A 20,640-nucleotide genomic window follows, 5' to 3' on the forward strand; every position below is an offset into this window, starting at 1 on the left:
ACCCAATTTTAGTATGTATAAAACACGAAGAAATGAATATTACAAGAAATAATGTAGATGCATTAAATGCTGTAGTAACTGTTGAGGTTTCTAAAGCTGATTATGCTCCAAAAGTAGAAAAAGTATTAGCAGATTATCGTAAAAATGCAGCGATTCCTGGTTTTAGAAAAGGTGCTGTACCAATGAGCTTAATCCAAAAACAATACGGAAAAGCAATTTTGTTGGAAGAAGTAAACAAAGTTTTACAAGAAAATCTAAACAGATATTTACAAGAAGAAAAATTAGATATTTTAGGAAATCCACTTCCTGTTGTAACAGACAGTTTCAATTGGGATGCTGAAGATTTCAAATTTGATTTCGAATTAGGTTTAGCACCAATATTCTCTGTTGATTTAGCAGCTAAAAATGATGTGGTTCAATACAAAATCATTGCAGACGACACCATGTTGAACGCTCAAGTTGCAAGAATTCAAAAGCAATATGGTAAAATAGTTTCGGCAACTGTTGTTGCAGAAGGAAATGATGTTTCTGGAATTTTTACAAACGAAGAAAAAGGAATCAATAACAGAACAACTTTAGATATGGAATTGTTTGCTGATGCAAAAACAGCAAAATTGTTCTTAGGTAAAAAAGTTGGTGATGTTGTGATATTAAAAACTAAAGGTTTATTCAACGACGATCATAAATTAATGGATGTTTTGGCTATTGGTCACGATGATGTTCATGGTTTAGATATTGAAGTTACTTTTACAATTGATGAAGTTGTTGCAAGTGAACCAGCTGAATTAAACCAAGAATTATTCGATAAATTATTCGGACCTGGAGTTGTAAATTCATTGGAAGAATTGAAAGCAAAAATTAAAGAAGATGCTGAACAACAATTCGAACAACAAGCGAATCAAAAGTTCTTAAATGATGTTACAGAATCATTAATTGCTAATACAAAATTTGATTTACCAGCGGCATTTTTGAAAAAATGGATACAAACTGCTGGAGAAAATCCATTAACAGCAGAACAAGCTGAAGAAGAATATGCAAAATCTGAAAACGGATTGCGTTACCAATTAATCGAAGGTAAAGTAATGGCAGATAACAATCTTCAAATTACTTTTGAAGAATTAAAAGATTTTACTTCAGGTTTAATCAAAAAACAGATGGCGCAATTTGGTCAAATGAATCCTACTGACGAAGATGTTCAAGGAATTGTGGCACGAGTTATGGGTAATCAAGAAGAAGTAAAACGCCTTTCTGAACAAGTAATGAGTGAAAAAATGCTTAACCTATATAAAGAAAAAGTAAAAGCAAAAACTAAAGAGGTTAACTACGAAGAGTTCATCAAAGCAATGTATGGTGAATTAAACCACTAATTGTAAAAGATAATTTAGTATATTTGAGCGTCAAAGTCATTAGATTTTGGCGCTTTTATATTTTCAGACAGTTTGTCACTTAAAATAAAAGGTACGACATTTGCAATAGGTTTAAAACTTACATTAAATAACATATTAACAGTAATAAAATGAACTACGGAAAAGAATTTAAAAAATTCGCTACTAAGCATCATGGAGTAAATAGCTTGTACTACGATAAAATGGTAGCAAGTTTAACACCATATATTATTGAAGAACGCCAATTAAATATCTCTCAATTAGATGTTTTCTCCCGACTAATGATGGATAGAATTATTTTTATGGGAACAGGTGTTGACGATTATATGGCAAATATCATTCAAGCACAATTATTGTTTTTAGAATCAGTTGATGCTTCTAAAGACATTCAAATTTATATCAATTCTCCAGGCGGAAGCGTTTACGCAGGTCTAGGAATTTATGACACAATGCAATACATCAAACCAGATGTAGCAACAATTTGTACAGGAATGGCAGCTTCAATGGGAGCCGTTTTACTTTGTGCTGGTGCAGCAGGAAAACGTTCGGCATTACCTCATTCAAGAGTAATGATTCACCAACCTTCAGGTGGCGCACAAGGTGTTGCAACCGATATGGAAATCAACTTGAAAGAAATGTTGAAATTGAAAAACGAGTTGTATGAAATAATCTCAAACCATTCAGGTCAAACTTTTGAAAAAGTGCATAGAGACTCTGAAAGAGATTATTGGATGATTGCTGATGAAGCAAAAGAATACGGAATGATTGATGAAGTTTTAAGAAGATAAATTTAAGTAATTAGTGATTAGTAAATAGTGAAGAGCTATTTACTAATCACTTTTCACTAATCACTAAATAATGGCAAAAGAAAAATTAGAATGTTCCTTCTGCGGAAGAAAAAAACCGGAAACCAATTTATTGATTGCTGGTATTGACGCACACATTTGCGACCGCTGTATTGAACAAGCACATGGAATTATTTTAGAAGAATTAAAAACCAATTCCAATGCAAAAATTGCTACCGATTTAGTTTTGCGCAAGCCAAAAGAAATCAGAGCATTTCTTGACGAATATGTTATTGGTCAAGAGCAAACCAAAAAAGTAATGTCGGTTGCAGTGTACAATCACTACAAAAGATTAATGCAACAACAAGTTGCCGAAGATGTAGAAATTGAAAAATCAAACATCATTATGGTTGGACAAACAGGAACCGGAAAAACATTAGTAGCAAAAACGATTGCACGTATGTTAGATGTTCCATTAGCCATTGTTGACGCGACTGTTTTAACCGAAGCTGGTTATGTTGGAGAAGATGTGGAAAGTATTTTAACACGTTTACTTCAAGCAGCAGATTATGATGTTACCAAAGCAGAAAGAGGAATCGTTTTTATTGATGAAATTGATAAAATTGCTCGTAAAAGTGATAATCCATCAATAACTCGTGATGTTTCTGGTGAAGGTGTACAACAAGCCTTATTGAAATTATTAGAAGGAACTGTTGTTAACGTACCACCAAAAGGAGGAAGAAAGCATCCAGACCAAAAATTTGTTGAGGTAAATACTCAAAATATATTATTCATCGCTGGTGGAGCTTTCGATGGAATTGAAAGAATCATTTCAAAACGTTTAAATAGAACCGCGGTTGGATATTCAACTTCAAGAAATGTTGATAATATCGATAAGGATAATTTGTTGCAATACATCATTCCAAAAGACATCAAAGATTTTGGCTTAATTCCAGAAATTATTGGTCGTTTGCCAGTATTAACTCATATGGATCCTTTAGATAAAGAAACGTTACGTTCTATTCTAACCGAACCAAAAAATGCTTTGATAAAACAATACGAAAAGCTTTTTGCTATGGATGATGTAAAATTCACCATCACTAACGAAGCTTTAGATTACATTGTTGAAAAGGCTTTAGAATACAAATTAGGTGCGCGTGGATTGCGTTCGTTATGTGAAGCAATCTTAACAGATGCTATGTATGAATTGCCAAGTTCTGATGATAAGTCTTTAGAAATTGATAAAGAATACGCCGAACATACTTTGAATAAAAATTTATTGAAACGATTGGAAATTGCTTCATAACTAAAAAATAAAAACCCGATTCTGAAATTTCAAAATCGGGTTTTATTTTACAACTAATCTCTAAATTACTTCACTAATCCACCGCCACTTTTCACTTTTTCTGTTTGAATGTCGGTGTTTTCTTTTTCTAATTTCAAATTACCAAATCTGTAGGTTAACGAAATTCTAAAAACTCTAGAATCATTTTTCTCGTAGAATTTTGTTTCTAAATTGGTTGACGAAACTAAAGCGTTAATTTCATTTTGATTGAATAAATCAAATGCGTGAATTCCTAATTTTAATTTCTTATTCAAGAAATCTTTGTTCAAAGAAATATCAAATTGTTGAATTGGTTTTGTGATTTTATATATTTCCCAAACACCACCTTGAGGCAAAATAAAGTAAGTCATACTACTTTTAATATCCCATGGTAACATAATTTGGGCTTGAGCAGCATAGTTCCAAATTGGTTTAGACTTGAATGAAAAGTCATATCCTTCCGTCAAGTTTTTGATGTAATTGATGTTCAAAAAGATGTAATTCATTTTATCAATGTTGCTCATTCTATTTTTGAACTCTTCTTTTCCTTTAAAGAAATAATCTAACGGAATTGGGAAGTTGGCAAAAACACTCATTGTTTTAAAACGATCAAATTGTTGGAACGTTTGTGTACTTACCAATTGTCCTGGCTCGGCATTAAAAATGAATAAATTATGATCTTTAGAAACGGTATAATTTGTTCCTAATTGAATGAAATCCATCGCCGAAATCTTGAATTCATAATTGTCAAAAAATGACGGATTCAACAATAAATTTCCGGTTGAAGAATTGTATTGGTCAAAATTTGAACCATTCGGATCTAAAACACCATAACTTGGTTGAGCAATTTTTCTTGAATAGGATGCGCTCATATTTACACTTGGAGCAATTTCATACAAAGCACTTACATTAGGAAATAAATTTTTGTTATTAAAGTCTATATCTGTTCTTGTGTTGTCAACAATTCCAGTTCTATTTACATTAAAATCTTCATATCGAAGTCCTACGGTAAAGTTGAACTTTTTAATTTTTTTTCTAGCCTCAGCATAGAAAGCCAAATTTGTTTCTTCATAATCAAAATCAATAATGTCTGTAATTGGAGAATTCAAATTGTATTTTCCAGTGTTATTTACTTTGATAGTATTTAATTTTCCTCCAGTATTGATAGAAAGTTTTAGTTTTTCAAAAGGGATGGAAAAATCATATTTCAAATAATAATTTAGTAAACCAAAGTCATTGGTAAAATTATTATAACTAGAATTTACACCATCAAAAGCATTAGATTTAAAATTGGGATTTCTATTGAAAGTATTTGCAAATGCAATGATATCAAGTGTTCTGCCAATAGTATCCAATTTAGTTTTGTATTGTAAACTAAACTCTTGATTATTAGATTTTGTTTTATTAGTTCCGTTATTCAAATAATCTGAAATTTCACTTCCTGTAGTTTTTGCATCAAAAACATCTCTGTCATTGCTGTAAGAAGAATTGTAATTGAATAACAAGTTAGATTTTTCACTCAACTTATAATTAGTACCAATTCTCATGTAGAAGTTTCGGTTTGTAGTAAGAGACAATCTTTGCTGGTCTATGTATTTATCTGGATCGAATGAAGTAAAAGTTTGTCCATTTTTTGACTTTTGCTCACGATCAATATAATTATATCCAATCATGGTTTGCCAACTCAAATTTTTCTCTTTTCCGTTTAATAATATTTGCGGACTAGGTTTTTGGTATTTATTAAAATTATAATTTAAATTGAATGTTGCATTGATGCCTTTCATTCTTTTGTTGCTTGTAACTAAATTAATTACAGAACCACTCGCGTTGGCTTCAAATGATGCACCAGGATTATAAATCAATTCTACTTTTTCAATAGCATTTGCTGGAAGAGAAGATAAATAATTTTCCAAATCAGAACCACTCAGCGTGCTTGGCGAGCCATCGATATAGATAGCAACACCTTTGCCGTTTAAAGTCAAACCTCCTGTTGGTGAAGCGATAACTCCAGGTAATTTTTTAACAGCATCATAAGCATTTCCTGTGCTCAACATAGCGTTGTCTTTTACAGAAACTGTGGTTTTGTCGGATTCGACTTTAATTAGTTGCTTTTTGGTAGCTACTTTTACTTCGTCAAGAACTTCAATTTTTTTCTTTACAGTATCTTTTGGTGTTTCTGTTTCTTGAGCAAATAAGGCATTTGCAACTAATAAGGTAATGGATAAAAATAATGATTTCATTTGTTGATTGATTTGATTGATGATTTCCTAATAAGACTTTTATCATCAACAAATGTTACAGTTGAAATGAAATTTATTTTGCTTTTTTATAATTTACAATAAATACACCACCAATAATTAGTGAAGCAGCAATGATAATTCGAGAAGTAATGGTCTCATCTAGAATAAGCCAACCCAAAAATAAAGCAACAACAACGTTAACATAAGATAAAACGGAAACTTTTGTAGAAGACATTTGAGTGATAAGGTAACTATAAGCCACATAACCTACAACCGAACCAAAAATGGCTAAATAAACCATAGCCAAAACGCTGCGTAAACTCCAGTTATCTGTCGATATTGTTGGAGTTAAAATGAATTGAATTACAGTCAAAATGATTCCAGCAATTATCATTTGGACACTTACATTCATTAGCATGGTTAACGAATTTTCACTTCCTTTTTTGGTGATAATAGTTCCGATTGCCCACATTAAAACGGCAATTAAAATAGCAAAAACACCTTGTCGATACTCAGGATTTAATAAATCGGAAAGACTGTTTTGGTAGATTAGAAAGATTCCAAACATTCCTAGTAAGATTCCAAGCGTGGTTTTGATAGAAAGTTTTTCATTACCTAAAATCAAATTCAAAATCAGTACAAAAAATGGGGATAAAGTCGAAATTAAAGATGCTAAACCACTAGTAATATACTTTTCAGAATAGGTTGTTAATCCGTTGGCTAGAACAATCATCATTATAGCTAAAATAAAAGCTCTAAGAAATTGCCTTGGGTTTACAGGTTCTAACTTTCGTTGAAATAATAAATAAAAGAAAATAATAAAACCAGAAATTAAATTTCTAATTCCAGCAAGTAGAAAAGGAGGAATGGTTTCTATACCAATTCGAATGCCTAAAAAAGTTGTGCCCCAAAAAAAGGCAACACAGAATAGGGCTAAGTAAAGTTTAGTTTTCAAAAAAGGATTTGGGAATTACGAATTTCGATGCGAAGGTACTGAACTTTCTTTTTTAATCGAAGTTTCCACGCAACGTTTTCCGTAACATTTCATTCTTTTTGGTCCACAAGAAATTATGGATAAAGAGAGAAGGAGTAGGAAAGCAGTTTTTTTCATTATTTATGTTTTAAAAGTATCCTTTGTTTATTGGTATCCATTGTTTCCATTTACCATCAATTTTTTTATAAAAGCCAAAATAGTTATATCCACAATCTCTACTGCATAAATAAATCTCTGAACAAATAGCAATAGTATTATTTTTTAAAAAAATCGGTTTGCCTAATTCTAAAAATGAATGGTTTTTGAAATCAAGTGCTAATATTTCCCAGTTTTCCTCATCAGAGAATTCTATGTTTTGGAAATTTAATTTATTCCAATCTATAGTTTCATCTTTTTTTAACTCAGTTGATATTATTTTATAATCTGTTTTCGTTAAAACAAGTGAGTCATTTAGATCTATTTTATTAGGAAAAATATTTTTTTTCTTTTTTAAAAATTCCTTGATGTTTTGAGAAAGAATGCCATTTTTGGTAATATTTCGTTTTACAATTAAAGATTGATTTTTGGATAAATATCTTTCATTATTTATTACATCATTTATGAACTCCTGCTGTAAAGTATTATTTTGAGCATTTGTTGAGTAAAAAATTAATAAACATAATATTGTAATAATTTTTTTCATATAAATTATTTGGAATTCACACTAGTTTGCATCCCAATCAATTGTTCCAAATAATCACGTTCGTTTGACAATCTTGGAATTTTATGTTGTCCACCCAATTTATCTTGTTCTTTTAGCCAATCATAAAATAAATTTTCACGCGCAACATTTACTTTCAATTGGTTTAAAGTCATGTTGTTATAACGTTTGGCTTCATAATCAGAATTGACAGTTTGCAACGTTTCGTCCAATACTTTTTGAAATTGCGCTATATCTTCGGGATGTTTTTTAAATTCAATCATCCATTCGTGTGCGCCTTTTTCTTTTCCTTGCATGAAAATAGGAGCAACGGTGTAATCTTTAACTTCACAATTCAATACCGAACTTGTTTTAGCAATCGCAGTATCCGTATTTTCAACCATTAATTCTTCTCCAAAGACATTAATATGATGCTTTGTTCTTCCTGAAACTCTAATTCTGTAAGGTTTTAAAGAAGTGAATCGAACGGTATCTCCAATCATATAACGCCATAATCCTGAATTAGTTGTGATTACAATAGCGTAATTTTTAAACAATTCAACATCGGCTAAACGAACAATGCGTTGGTTTGGTGTTCCAAAAGTATCCATCGGTATGAACTCGTAGAAAATTCCATAATCCAACATCAACAATAAATCATTGGAATAATTCAAATCCTGAATCGCAAAAAATCCTTCGGAAGCATTGTAAATTTCATAATATTTAAAATCACTATTCGGAATAATCTTTTGATATTGCTCACGATAGGGTTCGAAATTTACACCACCGTGAAAATATACTTCCAAATTGGGCCATAATTCCATCAAATTAGAATTGTTAGTTTCAGTCAAAATTCGATTCAACAAAACCAACATCCATGAAGGAACACCTGCAAAACTGGTTACATTTTCTGTCTTGGTTTCGTTAATAATAGCAGTTAATTTGGTTTCCCATTCGCTCATTAACGAAACTTTATTGCTTGGTGTGCTGCTGAATTCAGCCCACATTGGCATATTTTCTATTAATATTGCTGATAAATCACCAAAAGAAGTATTGTTGTTTTCGTAAATCTGTGAACTGCCACCAAGACGCAAACTTTTTCCAAGAAACATATCCGAATTTTCATTGTTGTTCAAATACATACACAACAAATCTTTGCTGCCTTTGTAGTGGCAATCTTCCAGAGCTTCGTTGCTTACCGGAATAAATTTACTTTTAGCATTGGTAGTTCCACTTGATTTCGCAAACCATTTTATAGGTGTATTCCAAAAAACGTTTTGTGCGCCTTTTCGAGTGAGTTCAATCATCGGTTCCAATTCTTCGTAGGTTGAAACCGGAACTCTTTCGGTAAACGTTTTGTAATTTCTTATGGAATCAAACTCATATTTTTTCCCAATAACGGTTTCTTCACAATTGCGAATTAAGTTCATAAGTAACTCATCCTGAACTTCATTAGGATATTTAAGAAACAACTCAATCTGATGAATGCGTTGCTTTAAAACCCAAGATGCGATAGAATTAATTATTGGAAAAGGCATTGTAAAGTACGAATTAGGAAGTTAGAAATACGAAGTTAAAAAAATTAGAATCAAATAATTAAACCATTAAGATATTAAGTTTCATTAAGCGTAATTTTTTTAATTTATTTATAGTTAAAAATATTGTTTTTCATGCTTTATTGCTCAGTTTTCTAATTTATATACTTTTCAGATTTTGGAACAAATGTCTTTTTGCTATGAAAAACGAAGTTATGAAAAATAACGTTTCAAATTAAATAAAGATAGCTTTTTAAAAACAAGTTAAGAAAAAACAACTACGTTGGATTGTACTTTTCATACTTTAATGAAGTGTTTTTTATAACAAAGTCTACCGCTTCTTTTGCTTTTTCAATTTTTGTTAAGGTTAAAACATTCATTCTTTTTCGATGATCATCACTTAATATCATTAAAGAGTAAGCAGAAATTGATACATTTAAATTAGGTTCCCAATTGTGAAAATCAGCAATTTCATAGGAATAATTATAATTTGTCGATAATTTTCCAACTAGCAAGGAAAATCTTTTGAAATTGTTTGGGACTTCTTTTCTTAAGATTAATTGATTAAATAAAAAAACAGCTTTATAAAGTCTATTATTTTCTACCACTAATCCTTTTTTTGTTAGAAGAAGTAGTGTAAAAAAGATTATTAATAGGAAAAGAATAATCTTAATTAGAATGAAATCTACTAAAGCAAGTGAATTTAGCATAGCTAAAAAAGTCATTATTAAAACAAAAGTCACAATAACTAAATTTTGAAACTGAATGAAATTGAGATTTCTTTCTAAAATGATTTTCATTAAGCTGATATTTACTTCGATAAAATTAAAATGAATTATATTTTAGTCAAACTTCCTGCTAATATTGGTTCTTTATCATTTTCTTCACCAACAGAGAACGTATATTCTTTATTGTTATTTTTATATATGTTAAATGTTGGTCGATAATCTTTCAATAGTTTTTGCTCAAATTCACTAGGCGATTTTGGTTCTGTGTATCCTTTTACAATAAAGGAGTTTTCATCCAACCATTCCATTTCTAAGGTTTCTAGTTGTTCTGCTATTTTTATGGTGAATTTGCCATTTTGTAGCAAAAACTCAAAATCATTCAGCTCTCTTTTTTTAAATTCTTCATCCAAAGTAGCATAATAATAGCCGTCAGGAAGTAAATTAGATTCCGATTTTATGGTAAATGAACTTAACAATATAAAAGTTAATAAAACAAAGAAATTTTTCATAGTCAGATTGGGTTGAGAATTAATTATTTTTCAATTTGTTTTTCTAAATCATTAATAAAAATTTTCTTCGATAAAGAGTATAAATATAAATCTTCACCCCACATACTTTCTAATGTTATATTGCTTTTTCCAAGAGAAGAAATTTTATATGGTCTAAAACTTGTAAAATAATCAGCTCTTTTCTCAATTTTCAATTCAGTTTTATGGGATTCTAAATAATAATTTTTTTCTTCAAAATTATATTTACACGATGCTTCGAAAATTTGTAAAGCATTCATTTTAGTAAAGACACATAAAACATAATATTTTGGTTCTACAAATTGAAGTATTTCAGTAAAAGTATCTAATTCACGTATAGCACAACTAACGGTAGAAATTACATGAAAATTATTGTTTTGAAAATAATAATCAAAAAATTTTGTTTTGGGAAGTTGCTCAATATCATTCGGTCGATAAATTTTTATTTTCAAGACCTCTTGTACATTTATACTTAAATCATTTGACTCATACCAATTTTGAAAATTAATTTTTTCTAGTTGAATTTTATCTCTATTAAGTATTGATTTTTCTATAAAATTTAAACATTTAGTAACATCTTTTTCAGGAGAGTTAATCATTATGTTCAAGCTTGCAGATTCGTCTTTTTGATTAATATCTTTTTGCCAGGTATAAATTTTTATTGTAGAGTCTTGATTTAGATATATTTGAATGGATTCATTGTATTTTAAAAGTTCAGATAATTTTTCTGCATATTGACCTATTATTAGATTTTTATTAATATCCTCTGTATAATAATAAGTTGAAGAAACTAATTCAATATTTCCGTACTTTTTTTTGAAATAAGTGTTTTTGTGACCAAAAGCCACATTACTAATAATTAAGAGTAAAAATAATATTTTGATATTCTTAGTCATTTAAATCTTTATATATATCATCTATATTTACGCTAAAATAGTAAATTTATTGTAATTTTCGCTTCTTAATTAAAATCTATCATGCAATACGAAGGCGTTCTCACCAAAATGCAAACAGAGTTTTCTAATCCAATTCAATATTATTTGGTTTTTGAAAACAGTTTTTTGAATTTGAATCAGTTGTTAAACAAATCGTTAGAAATTAATTTTCTTGGCTATCAATGTTTGGAATGTGGTAAGAAAAAGAAAATTTTCCGTCAAGGATTTTGTTATGATTGCTTTATGAGTAGCGCCTCTGCAGGCGATTGGATTATGAAACCCGAATTATCGACAGCGCATTTAGATATTGAAGATAGAGATTTGGACTATGAAAAACGAGTACAATTGCAACCACATATTGTTTATTTAGCCTTATCAAGTGAGGTAAAAGTTGGCGTGACAAGAAAAACACAAGTTCCAACTCGATGGATTGATCAAGGTGCGGTGCAAGCCATTCCTATTGTTGAGGTTCCAAATCGATACTTGGCAGGAATTACCGAAGTAGCTTTGAAAAATCATTTTGCAGACAAAACCAATTGGCAAAAAATGCTGAAAAATGAGGTTCCAGCTGCCGATTTGATAAAAGAACGTGCCAATTTGAAATACCTAATTCCAAAAGAAGTACAAGAATTTTATCATCCAGAAAAAGAAGATTTATATGATTTGCATTTTCCAGTTTTGGAATATCCTAAAAAGGTAACCAGTTTAAATTTGGATAAATCTCCAAACTTCTCAGGAAAACTAACCGGAATAAAAGGACAATATTTAATCTTCGAAGACGGAACTGTTTTTAATATTCGAACTTTTGAAGGTTATGTAGTGAAGATTAGTTTGTAAAAAAAATGCCTTTCAAATCGAAAGGCATCTTAATTTATGGAGTTGTTGTAGTGCTTGCAGGTTTTTCTTTTTTCTTCAACCAACCATTTAATAAATCTTTGGCTTTGGTTTTAACTTCCTGTTTCACTTCTTCTTTTGTTGCTGGAACTTTAGTTTTTGTAGTATCGCCAGGTTTTTTGTTTTTATTGATAAGATTTTCTAATTCATTTTTACCTTTTCCAATCAATTGTTCCTTCTGTTGTTTCACTAAATTGTTTACTAAAGTTGTGGTTGCAGTTTTAACATCTGTAGTGATTTTTGGAGTAGTAAAAGAACCACCAAGAACCGCATTTACAGGAATGTTTTCCAATTTAGCTGCATTTGCCGGAGATAATTTTGCAATTAAATTGTTGACATCGGTTCCAAGATATTTTGCAGGAACATCAAATTTTAAATTGTAATTCATCAATTGGTCAAAACCATGCGTTCCGCCTACCGTTACTTTAATGTCTTGGTATTTTAAATCAAATGGTTTTACAGTAACTTTTCCATCTTTAAATGTTAAAGCCGCTTTTAAATCGTTTAAATTTAATTTCTTCAAATCGATAAAATTCAAATTGGAATCCAAAGCACTCAAAAGGGTAGAATTACTCGAATTTACAGTCGTTGACAACAATTGACCTAATAAATCTCCAGATAATGTTTTTAAATCAGGAGTCATCTCATTAGCGTCTAAATTTCCTGATAATTTGATAGTTGAATTTAGTTTTCCGTTGATGATTCCTGCAATTGGTGCAATTTTTTTCAACATGTCCAATTGGGTAAAACTGTCGGCAATATTTACTTGATTCAAACCAAGATTCATATTGAAAGTTGGTATTTTTGCTTTGGTAGAAACCATTCCGTTTACACCAATAGAACCACCAAAAATATTGGTTTTCACATTTTGTAAAGTCACCGCTTGGTCTTTTACAATCAATTTTCCAGAAACATCTTTCAAAGTTAAATTATCATATAAAACCGTGTTAGCTTTTGCTGTAAGCGAACAATCCAAGAACGCAGGAATTTTCATCGCCTCAGTTTTAGCTTTCGTTTCTGTTTTAGCAGTTGGCTCTGCAGTTGTCATAAAATCAGAAACAGCAAGTTGATTAGAACTTAGGTTGAAATTTCCTTGTAAATTCTGATTTCTGAAAATAAATCCGTAGAAATTTTCTAACACTCCAGTTACATTCATGTCGCTTTTTCCAGTAGTAGCTTTAAATTCTTGAAGATTAACACGACTCGGATTGAATTGAACAATTGCACTATTAATATTCATCGATTTGCCATTTTCATCCACATATTTGAATCCAGTTAAGTTGATGTTTCCAGCATTGTTGATGTTTTGGTACTGACTTTTTTCAACCGATTCCATATCAAATTTTGTAGTAACATCAGCTTTTAAAATTCCAGAAAGTGGTTTTTCTAATTTAATAGGATACGCTTTTGATAGATTTCCTAAATTAATTGTTCCTTTTAATGCGGCGTCAACCAAAGCGTTTGTAGCAACATTTTTTATATTTGCTTTAGCGTTAAAAACATCTTGATCAATAGAAAATGATAGTTTGTCTAAATTCACATAAGTATCATTCATTACACCAGTTTCATTGATGATTTTGGTGTCAATGATAATGTTTTTAACCGATTTTGGTAAATCAGGATATTGAAAAGAAGCATTATTAGAAGCAATAGCAATATTAAATTTAGGAACGGTTGTATCGGTCAACATTCCTTTAGCAAAACCAGCAACGGTAAAATCACCAGAAGTTTTCACATTATCCAAACTGCTTGCATAAGCCGAAGGAATTAGCCCTAAGAAGTTTTTAAAAGATGAAGTCGGTGTTTTGAAAGTCAAATCATATAATTGTCCTGCATCCACTAATTGGATAAATCCATTGAATTCTAATGGTAATTCATTGATTTTTGCTTTGTTTTCCTTGAAGGTATATTTGCTGTTTTTTAAGTCAATTCCGAGAATGGCATCCAAAGAAACACTAATATTATTCATATAATTTACTTTGTCCATATTCAACGAAATTTTTGCTGTTGTTTTAGTGTCTAAATCTAAAACATCATTTGTAAAATCGCCAGTTCCAGAATGATTGATGCTGTCAAGAACCATCGAAATTTTAGAGGATTCATCAAAATATTTGAACTTGAAATTTTCAACATCGTATTCTTTAATTTTTAAAGAAAGTGGTTTGCTTTTTCCATCGTCTGTTTTTTGGTCTTGATTTTTTAAAGCAATGTCGAAATTTCCAACGCCATCTTTATTGAAAATTATATTAATCAATCCGTTTTTAGAGGAAATGGCATCAATATTTAACGGTTCGTTATCGCCATTAAACAATTCCATCACCGACATTTTTAAATTTAATTCTTTGAATGAAACCAAAGTGTCACCTTCAAATGGTGCTTTGTTTACAATAGATAAATTTTCCATAGCTACATTTGCATTTGGAAAACTTTTAAACAAACTCAAATCAGCATCGGTAAAAGCTACTTTTGCATCAACACTTTCATTGATAGATTTTAAAATTTTAGCTTTTATTTGATCTTCAAATAAATACGGAATTGCAAAAGCTGATACAACTAATAACAACAATACAATTCCAACGATTTTTAAAATTTTCTTTACCATAATGATTCACTATTTATTCAACTAATTCAATGCAAATATCTTGCCTTTCTTAAAACAATTAACAAATTTAGTGTTTTAGGATGGTTTTAGTTTGTAAAATTGTCATAAAATGTTTCATTATTTCCTTGAAGTAGAACAACTTTTACAAATAAAAAATCCGTCTCATTTTTCAATAAGACGGATAAAAACAACTAACCCAATCGTTTTTTGATTAATTAATTTTCAACTCATAAGCCATTCTTGCTTGAACGCCTTTTTGGTTGGTCATTTGTTTTATTTGTTGAAGTACTTTATAATTTTGCTCTCCAATTTCTTCTTTTATAATAGCTTGACGCGATTGTGCAAATCCAAATTGTGCTAAAACGTCTTCAAAACTCTTTTCAAATTCAGGGAAATTTTGAATTCTATATTTTGATGTTTTTCCAAGTTTAGCTGCTTCTTTTATAGCTTCGTCCATTCCTCCAATTTTATCAACCAAACCAATTCTTAAAGCATCTTGACCACTCCAAACTCTACCTTGACCAATTGCATCAACTTGCTCGAAAGTTAATTTTCTTCCAGTAGCAACTCGATTTACAAAAGTTGAGTAAATCTTTTCAACACCTTCTTGAGCAAAACCACGATAGTTTTCATCTAATGGCATAAACGGACTGTAACCTGCGGCATTGGTATGCGTTTTTACTTGTTCGATGTCTAAACCAATTTTATCAGCTGCAACAGTAAAGTTTGGTAAAACTCCAAAAACTCCAATCGAACCAGTGATTGTATTAGCTTCAGCAAAAATCTTGTTTGCATTACAAGCAATATAGTAACCACCAGAAGCTGCATAATTTCCCATAGAAACCACAACAGGTTTTACTTTTTTAGTCAATTCGATTTCTCTCCAAATTAATTCCGATGTTAAAGCGCTTCCACCAGGTGAATCGATTCTTAAAACTATCGATTTTACATTTTCATCTTTTCTTGCTTCTTGAAGTGAACGACGCATCGCACCTTCACCAATAAGGTTTACATCACCTTCACCGCTACCAATTTCGCCTTGAGCATAAATAATAGCAATTTTATCTTTAGTTGAATAATCTTTTGATGTAGAAGCAACTTTTTCAGCATAATCCTCAATTGAAACTCTATCGTAATCATCGTCTGAATCAACTTTTAAAGCTTTTTTGATGTCATTATGATATACATCTTCATAAGCAATAACGTCGATTAATTTTTCAGCTTTTGCCATTTGTGGTGTTCTTGCTAAAAGTCCGTCAGCAACTTGATTTAATCGTGCAACAGAGATTTTTCTGCTAGCTGCAACATCGGTTACAACCGAATTCCATACTGAAGTCAAAAGTTGCGTAGTTTGTTCTCTATTGGCATCACTCATCTTATTTTCTAAAAATGGTTCTACTGCACTTTTGTATTTTCCATGGCGAATTACTTCCATTTTAACACCCGATTTTTCTTGTAAATCTTTAAAGAACATCAATTCGGCAGATAATCCTTTAAACTCTAATTCTCCAATTGGATTCAAATAAATAGCATTAGCTACTGAATTCAAATAGTAATCTTTTTGCGAATAAACATCGGCATAAGAATAAATAAATTTACCCGATTTTTTGAAATCTTCTAAAGCATCACGCAACGCTTTGGTTTGAGCAATTCCTAAATTTGAAAAATTGTTTAAAATTGAAATTCCTTCAATATCCGAATCAGTTTTGGCGTATTCGATTGCGTTGATTATATCGAATAATCCGTCATGTTTGTCCTTGTCGTTCAAAAAAGGCATGTCGTCATAATTGGTTTTACCAGCATAATCATAGTTGACTTTAGATAAATCTAACTCGATTACAGAATTGCTTTTAACCGAAACTGTTTCAGAATCTCCGCTACCAGCAATAACGCCAATCAAGATAATTCCGAAGAAAAAAATCATGCAAAAAATAAATAGTCCAACAATAGTGGCTAATACATTTCCTAAAAATCTCATAATATTTAATTTTTACTAATTAGTAGTTGAAAAAGGTAATTTGTTACAAACCATTTGATTAATTATAAAATAAAAATAGTTATCAACACAAGCCACAAATATACTTCAATTCTAAAATTCTTTTAGTTATTTTGCCAAATATGAATCAGCAACATCAAGTTATACTTTCGCTAGGTAGTAATCAAGGTAATCGCCTTGAAAACATTGAGCATTGTATTGATTTATTGCATCAAGAAGTTGGAACTGTAGTAAAGGTTTCCTCTTTATTTGAATCAGATTCTTGGGGTTTTTCTAGTGATTCGTTTTACAATTGTGCGGTTTTAATTCATACGCACAAAAATCCACAAAAGCTTTTAAAAAATATTTTGAAAGTTGAAAAAAAGTTGGGTAGAGTTCGAACCGAAAGCTCCGATTATCAACCAAGAGTTATTGATGTTGATATGATTTCTTTTGATGATGAAATTATTGAATCTGAATCATTACAAATTCCGCACAAACATCTTCAAGACCGACTTTTTGTTTTGTTACCAATGATGGAAGTGGTTTCCGATTGGACACATCCAATTTCTCAAAAATCAATTTCAGATATTTTAAAAGATTGTAAGGATGAAGGAAATTGTGTGAAGATTTCAAAATTGAATGCGCCTTTGCAAAAAATCAATTTTGACGATTTCAATTACATTGCAATTGAAGGAAATATTGGTGCAGGAAAGACAACTTTGGTTTCTAAATTAGCAGAAGATTTTAATGCTAAAACCGTTTTAGAACGATTTGCAGACAATCCGTTTTTACCTAAATTCTATAAAGATCAAAACCGATATGCTTTTCCGCTAGAGATGTCTTTTTTGGCAGATAGATACCAACAAATATCAGATGATTTAGCACAATTTGATTTGTTTAAAGATTTTATAATTGCCGATTATCATATTTTTAAATCTTTAATTTTCGCAAAAGTAACGTTAGCTGAAGATGAAGTTCGATTGTATAAAACGCTTTTCGATATCATTTACAAAGAAATGCCAAAACCCGATTTGTATGTTTATTTATACCAAAATACTGAACGATTATTGGCAAATATTAAACGTAGAGGAAGAAGTTACGAGCAAGAAATTCCGGCAGAATATTTAGAAAAAATCAACAACGGTTATCTCGATTATATCAAAACTCAGAAAGATTTGAATGTACTTATAGTAGATGTTTCTGAAAGAGATTTTGTAAAAAATCAAGAAGATTATATTTTCATTCTTGATGAAATTAAAAAGAAGTTGAATTAGCGCTTTAAGGAAAAATGACCTTTTATTTCTGGAGTGTTTTCATCCTTTTTAAACGTAAACCAATAATCGTCAGATGGTAAAAGTTGGTTGTTTAAAGTTCCATCCCAATTATTATCTATAGCATTCAGTTGTTTAATTAACTTTCCATATCGATTAAAAATAGAAACTTTTGCATTGGTATAATACATCAAACCCTTAATGGTCCAATTGTCATTAAATCCATCTCCATTTGGAGTAAAAAAATTAGGGATTGTAATTACTGCAAATTCTTTAAAATCTATACCACAATTATTTTTTCCTCGAACTATAGCATTATAAATTCCGCCGTCAGAAACGGTAAATACATTAGATGTTTGAAAACTCACACCGTCAATGGAGTATTCATAATCTCCAGAAGTTGAAACGATAATTGTTGCAGTTGTGCCATTAATCAAAACGTCATCAATAACAGGAAGGTCATTCTGAGTTATAGTAAATGTTTTAGTGTTTGAACAGCCTTGTGGTGTTAAATCTGTAATTAAAACAGAATAAATGCCAGGAGAAGCAATGGTAATTGTATTGGTAGTTTCAGATGTTGACCACAAATAAGAAACATTGTTTATTCCTGCGTTTAAAGTAAGTGTTTCGTTTTCACAAAGTGTAAGATTTTCATCAACAACTATAGGTTTTGTAATTACTTGAACATTTATAGCAATTCTACCAATTGAAAGACAACCATTGTTGTTTCCTTCAATGTAATAAGTAGTGTTTTGTGATAATGCTGGAGTTGTAAAACTGGTTCCTGTAACTAAAGGAGTTGTGCTAGTTAAAGACGAATACCAATTTATTACTCCTACTGAAGTAGAAGCATTAAGTGTCGTTGCTGTGTTTTCGCAAATACTTACATTAGTATTAGTAGTTAAAATAGGTGTTGTATTAACAGAAGCAGTTACAGCAGTTCTAATATTTGAAGTACATCCAATAGGAGAGGCATCTGCAAAATATGTAGTGGTTGAATTTAAAAAAGGACTAGTGAAAGTTGTTCCTGTTGCAATTGGCATTCCTCCTGTTGCAGAAGTATACCAATTAATTACTGGAACATTTGCAGTCGCTCCAAGAGTTACCACTCCAGGATTGCAAATTTCTGCGGCTGTTGTTGAGATAATACTTGGGATAGTTATTGTTGTGCTTGTAGAAATTTGAATTATTGGATCGCCTGGCATTCCTCCATATTCTACTATATACCCTTTTGGTTGGTAATCGCCACTTATTTCCCCAGTATTAGATAAGTCATTCCACGATCCCAAAATTCCAACTCCAGGCGCTGTTATATGAGCATAATCTTCATCGTTAGAGTTATTTGGTTCACCATTATTCCAGAATGTAAAAACCATGCTTGTTCCTGCTTCAGGTCCAGTCATCCATCTCCAAACACCTTCTTGTTGTTCGTCGCTACCTCCAATCCAACCTGCACCGGCTGATTGTTCTCCAGCAAGTTGCGCTTCGTCTGCTGCCGTTATTGTAGCTAAATAGCCTTGAATTCCATAATAAAAGTTGGTAGTAGCGGCAACTCTAGCATCAGACCAAGTTATTCCGATATTGGGAATATATTGATAATAATGTCCATTTGAAGGTAAGTAATTGGCTTGTCCAATAGAAATTGAAAAAGTCCTTATTCCAGTTGGGTTCGTTGAACTATTTGAATATTCTATATCTTCGATTGCAGCCTCCAAATCGGTATAGGTAGGTTGGCTAGAAAGTCCTGTTAAAGTTAATTTACCAGTATTTATATCCCAATTACTTGTAATAGTTGGATGAAAACCTGTTAAAGTTAATAGATCTTGACCAAAAATATAGCCTGATGAAATTTGAATGTATATAGTGTCTATACCTGGATCATCTGGATCAACAATAGTCATATTTGTAACTATCTTCATCGAAGTTCCAGGACAGTATATTTGGTTTCCGGATGCAGTTAAAATTGGTGCGACATTAGATGTTTGAGCTTTCGTAGAAGGCCCAATTAGTAATAAAAATAAAACAAATATTTTAATTATGTTTTTTATTTTCACAAGATTAAAGAGTGTTTATTTTTTGAAATAAATCCCAAACTACTATTCCTGTACTTACCGATATATTTAATGAATGTTTACTTCCTAATTGTGGGATTTCTATAACGCCATCACTTAGATTTATAGCTTCTTGAGAAACTCCAAAAACTTCATTTCCGAAAACTAATGCGTATTTTTTTTCTTTTTCAGGTTTAAAATCATCTAAGAATATTGCATTTTCAACTTGTTCAATAGCATAAACAGAAGTACCTTCTTTTTTAAGGTTTTCAATAACTTCAACAACACTTTTGTTATGTTCCCATGCGACGGTCTCAGTTGCTCCAAGTGCGGTTTTATGAATTTCTTTGTTTGGAGGTGTTGCGGTTATTCCGCAGAGATAAATTTTTTCAATTAGAAATGCATCAGAAGTTCTAAATACCGAGCCAATATTGTGAAGACTTCTAATATCGTCTAAGACAATGATTATTGGTGTTTTTTCAGCTTGTTTAAAATCTTCAACCGATTTTCTTTCAAGTTCGCTGTTTTCTAATTTTCGCATTTCTAATTTTTTTGGTAAAGGTATTCAAAAAAAAAGCTTCCGAAAATCGGAGGGCACTGAAAAACATCGTTTATTTTGATTAGCACCGTTTTTTAGAGAATAAAAAAACGCTTATAGTAGGATTTTATACATCCGTTATAAGCGTTTTACTTTTTGCAACTGTTTTTTATT

The 20,640-nt window shown here is 30.8% G+C and carries 17 protein-coding genes; 5 read left to right on the forward strand and 12 right to left on the reverse strand.

What is annotated here, in order from left to right; genetic code table 11:
* Positions 1–32 precede the first annotated feature (32 nt).
* The 3 genes from tig (at position 33) to clpX (ending at position 3,476) form a co-directional block, all read left to right on the forward strand.
* Complete coding sequence (gene tig, locus ACIQ06_RS01025; RefSeq protein ID WP_396143109.1) at positions 33–1,367, forward strand: trigger factor; 1,335 nt, start codon at positions 33–35, stop codon at positions 1,365–1,367.
* A 149-nt stretch (positions 1,368–1,516) separates the two neighbouring features.
* Entirely contained in the window at positions 1,517–2,173 is a 657-nt protein-coding gene (clpP, locus tag ACIQ06_RS01030) for an ATP-dependent Clp endopeptidase proteolytic subunit ClpP (protein ID WP_396143111.1), read from the forward strand.
* Positions 2,174–2,243: 70 nt separating this feature from the next.
* A complete protein-coding gene (clpX, locus tag ACIQ06_RS01035) occupies positions 2,244–3,476 on the forward strand; it encodes an ATP-dependent Clp protease ATP-binding subunit ClpX (RefSeq protein ID WP_298305777.1) in 1,233 nt (410 codons plus the stop codon).
* Between the two features lie 65 nt (positions 3,477–3,541).
* On the opposite strand, the gene ACIQ06_RS01040 is transcribed toward clpX, so the two are convergent.
* The 8 genes from ACIQ06_RS01040 to ACIQ06_RS01075 form a co-directional block, all read right to left on the reverse strand.
* Positions 3,542–5,734: a TonB-dependent receptor domain-containing protein gene (locus ACIQ06_RS01040; RefSeq protein ID WP_396143114.1), complete on the reverse strand. Its 2,193-nt coding sequence runs from the start codon at positions 5,732–5,734 to the stop codon at positions 3,542–3,544.
* Positions 5,735–5,807: 73 nt separating this feature from the next.
* A complete protein-coding gene (locus ACIQ06_RS01045) occupies positions 5,808–6,689 on the reverse strand; it encodes a DMT family transporter (RefSeq protein WP_396143117.1) in 882 nt (293 codons plus the stop codon).
* Positions 6,690–6,704: 15 nt separating this feature from the next.
* Complete coding sequence (locus ACIQ06_RS01050) at positions 6,705–6,845, reverse strand: hypothetical protein (RefSeq protein ID WP_344815518.1); 141 nt, start codon at positions 6,843–6,845, stop codon at positions 6,705–6,707.
* A gap of 10 nt (positions 6,846–6,855) precedes the next feature.
* A complete protein-coding gene (locus tag ACIQ06_RS01055) occupies positions 6,856–7,410 on the reverse strand; it encodes a hypothetical protein (protein ID WP_396143120.1) in 555 nt (184 codons plus the stop codon).
* A 5-nt stretch (positions 7,411–7,415) separates the two neighbouring features.
* Positions 7,416–8,945 (reverse strand): GH3 auxin-responsive promoter family protein, encoded by a 1,530-nt coding sequence (locus ACIQ06_RS01060; protein WP_396143122.1) that lies wholly within the window; start codon positions 8,943–8,945, stop codon positions 7,416–7,418.
* A gap of 275 nt (positions 8,946–9,220) precedes the next feature.
* Positions 9,221–9,742, reverse strand: a complete 522-nt coding sequence (locus ACIQ06_RS01065; RefSeq protein WP_396143124.1) for a hypothetical protein — start codon at positions 9,740–9,742, stop codon at positions 9,221–9,223.
* Positions 9,743–9,777: 35 nt separating this feature from the next.
* Positions 9,778–10,179 carry a hypothetical protein gene (locus ACIQ06_RS01070; RefSeq protein WP_396143126.1) on the reverse strand — a complete coding sequence of 134 codons (402 nt, stop codon included), beginning with the start codon at positions 10,177–10,179 and terminating at the stop codon, positions 9,778–9,780.
* Between the two features lie 23 nt (positions 10,180–10,202).
* On the reverse strand, positions 10,203–11,093 hold the full coding sequence (locus ACIQ06_RS01075) for a hypothetical protein (RefSeq protein ID WP_396143128.1): 891 nt from the start codon (positions 11,091–11,093) through the stop codon (positions 10,203–10,205).
* Between the two features lie 81 nt (positions 11,094–11,174).
* On the opposite strand from ACIQ06_RS01075, the gene ACIQ06_RS01080 reads away from it, so the two are divergent.
* Positions 11,175–11,969, forward strand: coding sequence for a DUF2797 domain-containing protein (locus ACIQ06_RS01080; RefSeq protein WP_298305759.1), 795 nt, complete (start codon positions 11,175–11,177; stop codon positions 11,967–11,969).
* 34 nt (positions 11,970–12,003) lie between these two features.
* Here ACIQ06_RS01080 and ACIQ06_RS01085 read toward each other — a convergent pair whose 3' ends face one another.
* Complete coding sequence (locus tag ACIQ06_RS01085; RefSeq protein ID WP_396143130.1) at positions 12,004–14,628, reverse strand: AsmA-like C-terminal region-containing protein; 2,625 nt, start codon at positions 14,626–14,628, stop codon at positions 12,004–12,006.
* 211 nt (positions 14,629–14,839) lie between these two features.
* A complete protein-coding gene (sppA, locus tag ACIQ06_RS01090) occupies positions 14,840–16,606 on the reverse strand; it encodes a signal peptide peptidase SppA (RefSeq protein WP_396143133.1) in 1,767 nt (588 codons plus the stop codon).
* Positions 16,607–16,746: 140 nt separating this feature from the next.
* Between sppA and folK the strand changes: the two genes are divergently transcribed.
* Positions 16,747–17,880 (forward strand): 2-amino-4-hydroxy-6-hydroxymethyldihydropteridine diphosphokinase, encoded by a 1,134-nt coding sequence (folK, locus tag ACIQ06_RS01095; RefSeq protein WP_396143135.1) that lies wholly within the window; start codon positions 16,747–16,749, stop codon positions 17,878–17,880.
* On the opposite strand, the gene ACIQ06_RS01100 is transcribed toward folK, so the two are convergent.
* Both ACIQ06_RS01100 and ACIQ06_RS01105 read right to left on the reverse strand, forming a co-directional pair.
* Complete coding sequence (locus ACIQ06_RS01100) at positions 17,877–19,931, reverse strand: T9SS type B sorting domain-containing protein (RefSeq protein WP_396143137.1); 2,055 nt, start codon at positions 19,929–19,931, stop codon at positions 17,877–17,879. The genes folK and ACIQ06_RS01100 overlap by 4 nt on opposite strands.
* Before the next feature lie 4 nt (positions 19,932–19,935).
* Positions 19,936–20,469: an RNA methyltransferase gene (locus tag ACIQ06_RS01105; protein ID WP_396143139.1), complete on the reverse strand. Its 534-nt coding sequence runs from the start codon at positions 20,467–20,469 to the stop codon at positions 19,936–19,938.
* Between the last annotated feature and the right edge of the window lie 171 nt (positions 20,470–20,640).

It is taken from the genome of Flavobacterium sp., from assembly GCF_044341265.1.
Lineage (GTDB): Bacteria > Bacteroidota > Bacteroidia > Flavobacteriales > Flavobacteriaceae > Flavobacterium.

Bases quoted from the DNA above. Each gene is read 5' to 3' on its own strand.
- ACIQ06_RS01065 (WP_396143124.1), bottom strand. From the start codon at position 9,742: ATGAAAATCATTTTAGAAAGAAATCTCAATTTCATTCAGTTTCAAAAT.
- tig (WP_396143109.1), top strand. From the start codon at position 33: ATGAATATTACAAGAAATAATGTAGATGCATTAAATGCTGTAGTAACT.
- sppA (WP_396143133.1), bottom strand. From the start codon at position 16,606: ATGAGATTTTTAGGAAATGTATTAGCCACTATTGTTGGACTATTTATT.
- ACIQ06_RS01070 (WP_396143126.1), bottom strand. From the start codon at position 10,179: ATGAAAAATTTCTTTGTTTTATTAACTTTTATATTGTTAAGTTCATTT.
- ACIQ06_RS01075 (WP_396143128.1), bottom strand. From the start codon at position 11,093: ATGACTAAGAATATCAAAATATTATTTTTACTCTTAATTATTAGTAAT.
- ACIQ06_RS01055 (WP_396143120.1), bottom strand. From the start codon at position 7,410: ATGAAAAAAATTATTACAATATTATGTTTATTAATTTTTTACTCAACA.
- clpP (WP_396143111.1), top strand. From the start codon at position 1,517: ATGAACTACGGAAAAGAATTTAAAAAATTCGCTACTAAGCATCATGGA.
- clpX (WP_298305777.1), top strand. From the start codon at position 2,244: ATGGCAAAAGAAAAATTAGAATGTTCCTTCTGCGGAAGAAAAAAACCG.
- ACIQ06_RS01060 (WP_396143122.1), bottom strand. From the start codon at position 8,945: ATGCCTTTTCCAATAATTAATTCTATCGCATCTTGGGTTTTAAAGCAA.
- ACIQ06_RS01040 (WP_396143114.1), bottom strand. From the start codon at position 5,734: ATGAAATCATTATTTTTATCCATTACCTTATTAGTTGCAAATGCCTTA.
- folK (WP_396143135.1), top strand. From the start codon at position 16,747: ATGAATCAGCAACATCAAGTTATACTTTCGCTAGGTAGTAATCAAGGT.
- ACIQ06_RS01105 (WP_396143139.1), bottom strand. From the start codon at position 20,469: ATGCGAAAATTAGAAAACAGCGAACTTGAAAGAAAATCGGTTGAAGAT.
- ACIQ06_RS01085 (WP_396143130.1), bottom strand. From the start codon at position 14,628: ATGGTAAAGAAAATTTTAAAAATCGTTGGAATTGTATTGTTGTTATTA.
- ACIQ06_RS01050 (WP_344815518.1), bottom strand. From the start codon at position 6,845: ATGAAAAAAACTGCTTTCCTACTCCTTCTCTCTTTATCCATAATTTCT.
- ACIQ06_RS01080 (WP_298305759.1), top strand. From the start codon at position 11,175: ATGCAATACGAAGGCGTTCTCACCAAAATGCAAACAGAGTTTTCTAAT.